The organism is Kitasatospora sp. NPDC005856, from assembly GCF_040629945.1.
Lineage (GTDB): Bacteria > Actinomycetota > Actinomycetes > Streptomycetales > Streptomycetaceae > Kitasatospora.
The window spans coordinates 1-7,007 of sequence record NZ_JBEXWT010000176.1; the positions used below are offsets into that span (position 1 = coordinate 1).

Annotated in this window: 3 protein-coding genes and 2 pseudogenes; all 5 read left to right on the top strand. The window is 69.9% G+C overall.

From position 1 onward, the window contains the following. Positions 1-48 precede the first annotated feature (48 nt). Positions 49-819: an ABC transporter ATP-binding protein gene (locus ABZ449_RS41425; RefSeq protein WP_360357162.1), complete on the top strand. Its 771-nt coding sequence runs from the start codon at positions 49-51 to the stop codon at positions 817-819. Between the two features lie 53 nt (positions 820-872). Further along, the gene (locus ABZ449_RS41430; protein ID WP_360357164.1) at positions 873-3,422 is read left to right on the top strand and encodes an FtsX-like permease family protein; all 2,550 of its coding nucleotides are present in this window, start codon (positions 873-875) and stop codon (positions 3,420-3,422) included. Between the two features lie 137 nt (positions 3,423-3,559). After that, a complete protein-coding gene (locus tag ABZ449_RS41435; protein ID WP_360357166.1) occupies positions 3,560-4,516 on the top strand; it encodes a LysR family transcriptional regulator in 957 nt (318 codons plus the stop codon). A gap of 56 nt (positions 4,517-4,572) precedes the next feature. Beyond that, positions 4,573-5,031: pseudogene (locus ABZ449_RS41440) on the top strand (transposase); the annotation flags it as partial. Positions 5,032-5,066: 35 nt separating this feature from the next. Next, a pseudogene (locus ABZ449_RS41445) lies at positions 5,067-6,248 on the top strand (IS701 family transposase); the annotation flags it as partial. Positions 6,249-7,007: the final 759 nt, after the last annotated feature.

Here is a 7,007-nt window from a genome sequence, read left to right on the forward strand (position 1 = left end):
ATCCGCTTGCGCGTCCTCATCCCCCGCGCTCTGACTGCAGGAGTCCACATGACCTTCCCCGCAACCGCCGTCCGTACCGGCCGGGCGGCCGCCCGAGCCACCGGCCTGAACAAGGTCTACGGGGAGGGGGAGACCCGCGTCGTCGCCCTCGACAACGTCACCGTGACCTTCCCCCAGGGCGAGTTCACCGCCATCATGGGCCCCTCCGGCTCCGGCAAGTCCACCCTCATGCACTGCATGGCCGGCCTCGACACCGTCTCCTCCGGCTCCTCCACCATCGGCGACACCGAGCTCGTCGGCCTCAAGGACAAGCAGCTCACCCAGCTGCGCCGCGACCACATCGGCTTCATCTTCCAGGCCTTCAACCTGCTCCCCACCCTGACCGCCCTGGAGAACATCACCCTCCCCATGGACATCGCCGGCCGCAAGGCCGACCAGCCGTGGCTCGACCGCGTCGTCGACACCGTCGGCCTCTCCGGCCGCCTCAGCCACCGCCCCTCCCAGCTCTCCGGCGGCCAGCAGCAGCGCGTCGCCTGCGCCCGCGCCCTGGCCGGCAAGCCCGACATCATCTTCGCCGACGAGCCCACCGGAAACCTCGACTCCCGCTCCGGCGCCGAGATCCTCTCCTTCCTGCGCAACTCCGTGCGCGAACTCGGCCAGACCGTCGTCATGGTCACCCACGACCCCGTCGCCGCCTCCTACGCCGACCGCGTCGTCTTCCTCGCCGACGGCCGCATCGTCGACGAACTCCACCACCCCACCCCCGACACCGTCCTGGACCGCATGCGCCGCTTCGACGCCAAGGGCCGCACCAACTAGGGCACCGCGTCCGCCGCCCACCCCTTCGCAGACCCCAGGACCCAGGACACCCCATGTACCGCACCGCACTACGCAACGTGCTGGCCCACAAGGGCCGACTGCTGATGACGGCACTGGCCATCATGCTCGGCACCGCCTTCGTCGCCGGCACCATGGTCTTCACCGACACCTTCAGCAAGGCGTGGCGTTCCCAGGGCGCCGTGAGTTACGACGACGTCACCGTAGCCGTCACAGACGAAGATGCCGCGCCCAAGCACCACAACCAGGGCGGCCGGGCCGGCACGGGCCAGCCCCTGACCGAGGAGACCCGCAAGGCCGTCGCGTCATTGCCCGGCGTCGCCGAGGTGCGCGGCGTGGTCAGCGGCTTCGCCGGCATCGCCGACAAGAAGGGCGCGCTGATCGGCGACGGCTTCTCCACCACCGGCACCAACTACGTGCCGGGCGCCGACGGCACCGACCCGCGCTACCCACTGGTCCAGGGCCGCGGCCCCACGGACGCCACCGAGATCGCGCTGGACACCAAGACCGCCGAGAAGGGCGGCTACAAGATCGGCGACACGATCCGGGTGGCCGTCAACGGCCCGGTGATGGAGCTCAAGCTCACCGGTATTCTGTATACCAAGGACCCGCGCGTGGAGGTCGGCGGCTCGCTGGCCGCCTTCGACACCGCCACCGCCCAGAGGCTCTACCTGAGCCCCGGCCGCTTCGCCGACCTGGACGTCACGGCCACGCCCGGCACCGACCAGACCATCCTGCTCGCCGCCGTCCAGCAGGTCGCCCCTCACGGCGACAACATCACGGCCAAGACCGGCCGCGACCTGGCGGCCGAGCAGGAGAAGAAGATCGACGACGGCAGCAGCACCATGTCCAACGTGCTGTTGGCCTTCGCCGGGATCTCGCTGTTCGTCAGCATCTTCATCATCGCCAACACCTTCACCATGCTGGTCGCCCAGCGCACCAGGGAGCTGGCCCTGCTCCGCGCCACCGGCGCCAGCCGTAAGCAGATCACCCTCTCCGTACTGGTGGAGGCGTCGCTGGTAGGCCTGATCGGCTCGCTCGGCGGCCTGACTGTCGGCATTGGCATCGGCGCGGGTATGCAGTCCCTGCTCAACGCTCTCGGGGAAGCCAACCTGCCCAACGGCCCACTGGTGATCGCACCGTCCACCGTGATCGTCTCGCTCCTTGTCGGCGTCGTGGTCACCGTGCTCGCCGCCCTGTTGCCCTCGCTGCGCGCCTCCCGGATCCCCCCCGTGGCCGCGATGAGCTCCGCCGACCAGCCCGCCACCAAGAAGTCGCTGCTGGCACGGAACATCATCGGTCTGCTGTTCACCACGCTCGGCGCCGGCGGCCTGATGGCCGGAGTAGCGAACAGGTCTATGGAATTGGCGGGTCTCGGCTCGGCTGTTCTCACAGTCGGCGCCATCGTGCTCACCCCGCTGCTCTCCCGCCCGGTGATCGCCCTTGTCGCCCCGGTGCTACGGAAGCTGTTCGGAACGCCGGCCAAGCTGGCCCGCGAGAACGCCGCGCGCAACCCGCGGCGCACCGCCGCCACCGCCTCGGCGCTCACCATCGGCGTCACCCTGATCACCGCGCTGACCGTGGTCGGCGCCTCGCTCAACAAGATCATCGACGACTCCAGCGGCAGCGGTATCAAGGCTGACTACACCGTGGCCATGAGCAACTCCTCGGCACTCGCGCCGGAGGCAGTCAGCCTGATGGCCGAGGTCCCTGGAGTCACCGCGCTGAGCGCGGAACGCATGGTCCCCCTGGAGTGCATCAACACCGAAGGCATCTCGCTCGTCACTGGTGTGAACCCCGCCGGATTCGACCGGCTGGTCGACCTCAAGGTCACCGCTGGTTCGGCCGACGCGCTCCGACAGGGCAAGCTGATCGCGGGTGCCAGCTACGCCAAACTCCACGGGCTGACGGTCGGCTCAACCCTGGACGTCATCTACCTGGACGGTGCCCGCGGAACCCTGACCGTAGGCGCCGTGGCCGAGGAGAGCATGGCGATCTCCGGACTGATCGCGCCGGACCAGCTGGTCGGCCCGCATGCCGTCCCGGGGAGCGGCGTGGAGAAGGTCCTGGTCAAGGGCACGGCAGGGGCCACTCCCGAGCTCAGGCAGGCGCTCCGCGACGCCACCGGCGGGAACCCGCTGATCAGCGTCAAGAACCAGAGGGAAGTCAAGGCGGAGAGCCAGCAGATGATCGCCACCGTGCTGAACATCATGTATGGCCTGCTGGCGATGTCCGTGCTGGTCGCGATCCTGGGCGTGATCAACACACTGGCGATGTCGGTCTTCGAGCGCAAGCGCGAGATCGGGATGCTGCGGGCGATCGGCCTGGACCGCCTCGGCGTCCGCCGGATGATCCAGCTGGAATCCCTGCTGATCGCCCTGATCGGCGTCGTGATCGGCGTACTGCTCGGGATCATCACGGCCTCGGCGGTGGTCCAGACGCAGAAGACCCTCACCGTGGTGGTGCCACCAGTCCAGATCGGGTTCTGCCTGGTCGCCGCTGTGGTGATCGGCCTGCTCGCCGCAGCGTGGCCGGCCCGCCAGGCGGCCCGGACAGCAATCCTCGGCGCGATCAAGAGCGAGTAGCTGCCACGTCCAGGCCCGGCCTCACCGTCCCACGAGCGGTGAGGCCGGGCAGTCCCCGGAGCCCTTTGAAAGAGCAGCAGGGGTTGGACAAGGCGGTCAAAAGACGAACCGGTACCGGAGCTCATGGGAATCCCAGAATGATCAACCCGATTCACGTCCGCACGTTGAGCGTGGTGCTGGAGACCGGATCCTTCTCGGAGGCGGCCGGCGAGCTCGGATACACCGCGTCTGCCGTCTCCCAGCAGATCGGTGCGCTGGAGCGGGCGAGCGGGCTCGTGCTGTTCGAGCGAGGCGCCCGCAGTGTGCGGCCGACCCGTGCGGCCCTCGTACTCGGGCAGCGCTGCTCTCGCGTGCTCAGCGAACTGGCCGCATTGGAGGACGAGGCGCGTGCACTGGCTTCGGGCTCGAGGGGAATGCTGCGGCTGGGGAGCTTTCCCACGGCTCAGGCAGTCCTCGTGCCGCCGGCACTGGCCCGGCTCGCACACAAGTCCCCTCATGCCGAGGTCACCCTCGGGGAGGGCGAGCCGTCCGAGCTGGTGCCGCTCGTGGCCTCGGGGCGCTTGGACGCAGCGCTGGTCTACACCTACGACAGGGTGCACCGGCAGTGGCCGCCGGGGATGGTGGCGGTGGAGCTGCTGCGGGAGTCACTCTTCGTGCTGATACCTCCGGGAGACCCCGCTGCCCAGGCAGAGCAAATTCGTATGGCAGATCTGTGCGACCGTAGCTGGATCACCAGCCAGGAGGAGACCGCAGGCGCGCGTTCTCTGGCGAACCTGTGCGCCTCTGCTGGGTTCGCTCCTCAGGTGGCCTTCCGGAGCAATGACTACAACGTCATCCGCGCGATGGTGCGGGCGGGGCTCGGTGTGGCACTGATTCCCGAACTCGCGGTCACCGACGAACTCCGCCCCTGCGTCCGACTCCTGCAAGAGCCTTCGTGCGCCCGGCGGGTCCATTCGGTCCGACGCGCGTCGGACACCAACCCTCTCCTTCCCTACCTGGAGGACGCCCTGCGACGGGCCAGTAACTTCTACCGGCGCCACTGCCCGCCAACAAGGGCAGCCACGACTGAGGCCCGAGAGAGCGCTGGGTATTGATCAACTGCATGGTGTGAGGCTGGGAGGTGATCTTCGGGGTCGTATCGACCGCGAAGATCACCTCCACGTGTGCTTGTTCGTGCAAGCCGTTCTACGCCTCGTCGCTGACGGATGCTCAGTGGTCGGTGATCGAGCCGCTGCTGCCGGTGCGGGATCCGCGTCGGGGCGGGCGGCCGTTGAAGTTCCCGCGCCGGCCCGTCGTGGACACCGTGCTGTACGTGCTGGCCACGGGTTGTGCGTGCAGGCTGGTGCCACGCGACCTCGTGCCGCGGGACGTGGCGTACCGCTGGTTCCGGGTCTGGGCGGCGGGCGGCACCTGGGAGCGGGTTCACGATGCGCTGCGCGAGCGGGTTCGGGTGGCCGACGGGCGGGATCCGCAGCCGTCGGCCGCCGTGCTGGACTCGGAGTCCGTGCGCAGTCGTCAGGGCGGTCAGGCGATCGGTTACGACGCGGGCAAGCGCGTTCGGGGTCGCAAGCGGCACCTGCTCGTGGACACGGGTGGGCTCGTGCTGCGGGGCAAGGACGTGATCGGCACCCCGGACGGCAGCATCAGCGCTGTTGGGGACAGGTCTATGTGCGTGGGCTGCTGTTGGACGGCGGGCGCAAGTCGGTGGAGCCGATGGCGGCCCGGCTGGGCGAGGACGGCAACCGGCAGGCGCTCGCGCACTTCGTGACCAGTAGTCCATGGGATCCGGCGCATGTGCGGGCCCGGCTGGCGTGGAGGATGCAGACCGAGTTGAAGCCGACGGCGTTGATCATCGACGACACCGGATTCCTCAAGGACGGCGACGCTTCCGCGTGTGTGTCGAGGCAGTACACCGGCACCGCCGGCAAGGTCACCAACTGCCAGGTAGGCGTCTCGCTGCACCTGGCCACCGACCGTGCCTCAACCGCGATCGACTGGCGGCTGTTCGTCCCCAAGTCCTGGGACCCGACCTCCGAGAAGGCCGAGCCCGCGAAGGTGGCCCGTCGCGAGCGCTGCCAGATCCCCGCGGACCTGGGCCATGTGGAGAAGTGGCAACTCGCCCTGGACATGGTCGATGAGACCCGCTCCTGGGGCGTTCACGTCCCACTCGTCGTCGCGGACGCCGGCTACGGCGACGCGGTGGCGTTCCGCCTGGGCCTGGGCGAGCGCGGTCTGAACTACGTGGTGGGAATCTCCACCACCCTCAGTGCCCAGCCGGGCTCCGCGCAGCCGTTCACCCCGCCCTACAGCGGGACCGGCCGCCCGCCGGTAGCCCGGTATCCCGATCCGGCGAAGAGCGTGAAGGCCCTGGTGACGGAGGCGGGGCGGAAGGCGGCCAGGCCGGTGTCCTGGCGCGAAGGCTCCCGCCCGGGCAAGGGCCGCAGCGGGTTCAAGCGGATGTACTCGCGGTTCGTCGCACTGCGGATCCGCCCTGCCGGACGCGAGATCCGCGACGCCACCGACGGCGTCGAACTGCCCGAGTGCTGGCTGCTGGCCGAGTGGCCGGCCAGAGAGCCCGAGCCGGTGCAGTTCTGGCTCTCCGACCTGCCCGCCGACACCCCGCTGACCACCCTGGTCCGCCTGGCCAAGCTCCGCTGGCGCATCGAGCACGACTACCGCGAGATGAAGCAGGCCCTGGGACTGGCCCACTTCGAGGGCCGAACTTTCACCGGCTGGCACCACCACGTCACCCTTGTCGCCCTCGCCCATGCCTTCTGCACCCTGCGGAGGCTGGCCCGGGCCCCAAAAGGAACGGCAGCGGCCTGAGCCTCTACCAGGTCGTCCGCGAACTGCAGTTGGTCCTCGCCACCTGGGCCGGCCACTGCCCGACCTGCCACCGCGACATACCCACACCCATACGAACCTGACCAAGCCCTACACCGGTTCCGAAACCAACCGGCCCCTGACCTGCGACAACCGGCACAGGGACACGACTGGTCAGTTTCCAGACGCCACCAGAGCCGAAACCACGTACGAAACCAGAGACACCACCAGAGACGAAACGGCCGCACATGGGCCGCCGGCCTTCGACGTGACCGGGACGGGCCGCCGGACGGACCAGGCGGCCCCTGACAGGATCGGCACCGCCGGTGCGCGCCACACCCCATTGCCCGTGACACGCACCGGCACCCCAACACCAGGCGGGCGGGCGAGGACGGACAGCGAGACGGGCGGCGGCGGCCTGGCGGCCAGGGCAGCAGGACCCGGCCGGGACGGCCGGCGGCGACGGCTAGGACCACGACGTCCGGCGTCCCCGACGCCGGACGACGGGCAGGGCAGCGGCACGGTGGGCACCGCGACGCCCTCACGGCCGTGGACCCGGCCGCCGCCGCCGCTCAGGCCCCACGTCCAGTAGATCCGCCAGGCGCCGGCACCGGTCCCGACGCAGGAGTCCCAGACGCGGCGGTGGTCGATGGCAGGACGGGACCGAGGGGCGCCCACCACCCCCCCCGGGGACGTCGGGGGGGGGGGGGCGCCCCCCCCGGGGGGGGGGGGGTCGGGGGGGGGCCCGGCCCGCGACAGCGG

What these genes read in the sequence shown, in the direction of transcription:
- ABZ449_RS41425 (WP_360357162.1), top strand. Translation starts at nt 49, where the DNA reads ATGACCTTCCCCGCAACCGCCGTCCGTACCGGCCGGGCGGCCGCCCGA.
- ABZ449_RS41430 (WP_360357164.1), top strand. Translation starts at nt 873, where the DNA reads ATGTACCGCACCGCACTACGCAACGTGCTGGCCCACAAGGGCCGACTG.
- ABZ449_RS41435 (WP_360357166.1), top strand. Translation starts at nt 3,560, where the DNA reads ATGATCAACCCGATTCACGTCCGCACGTTGAGCGTGGTGCTGGAGACC.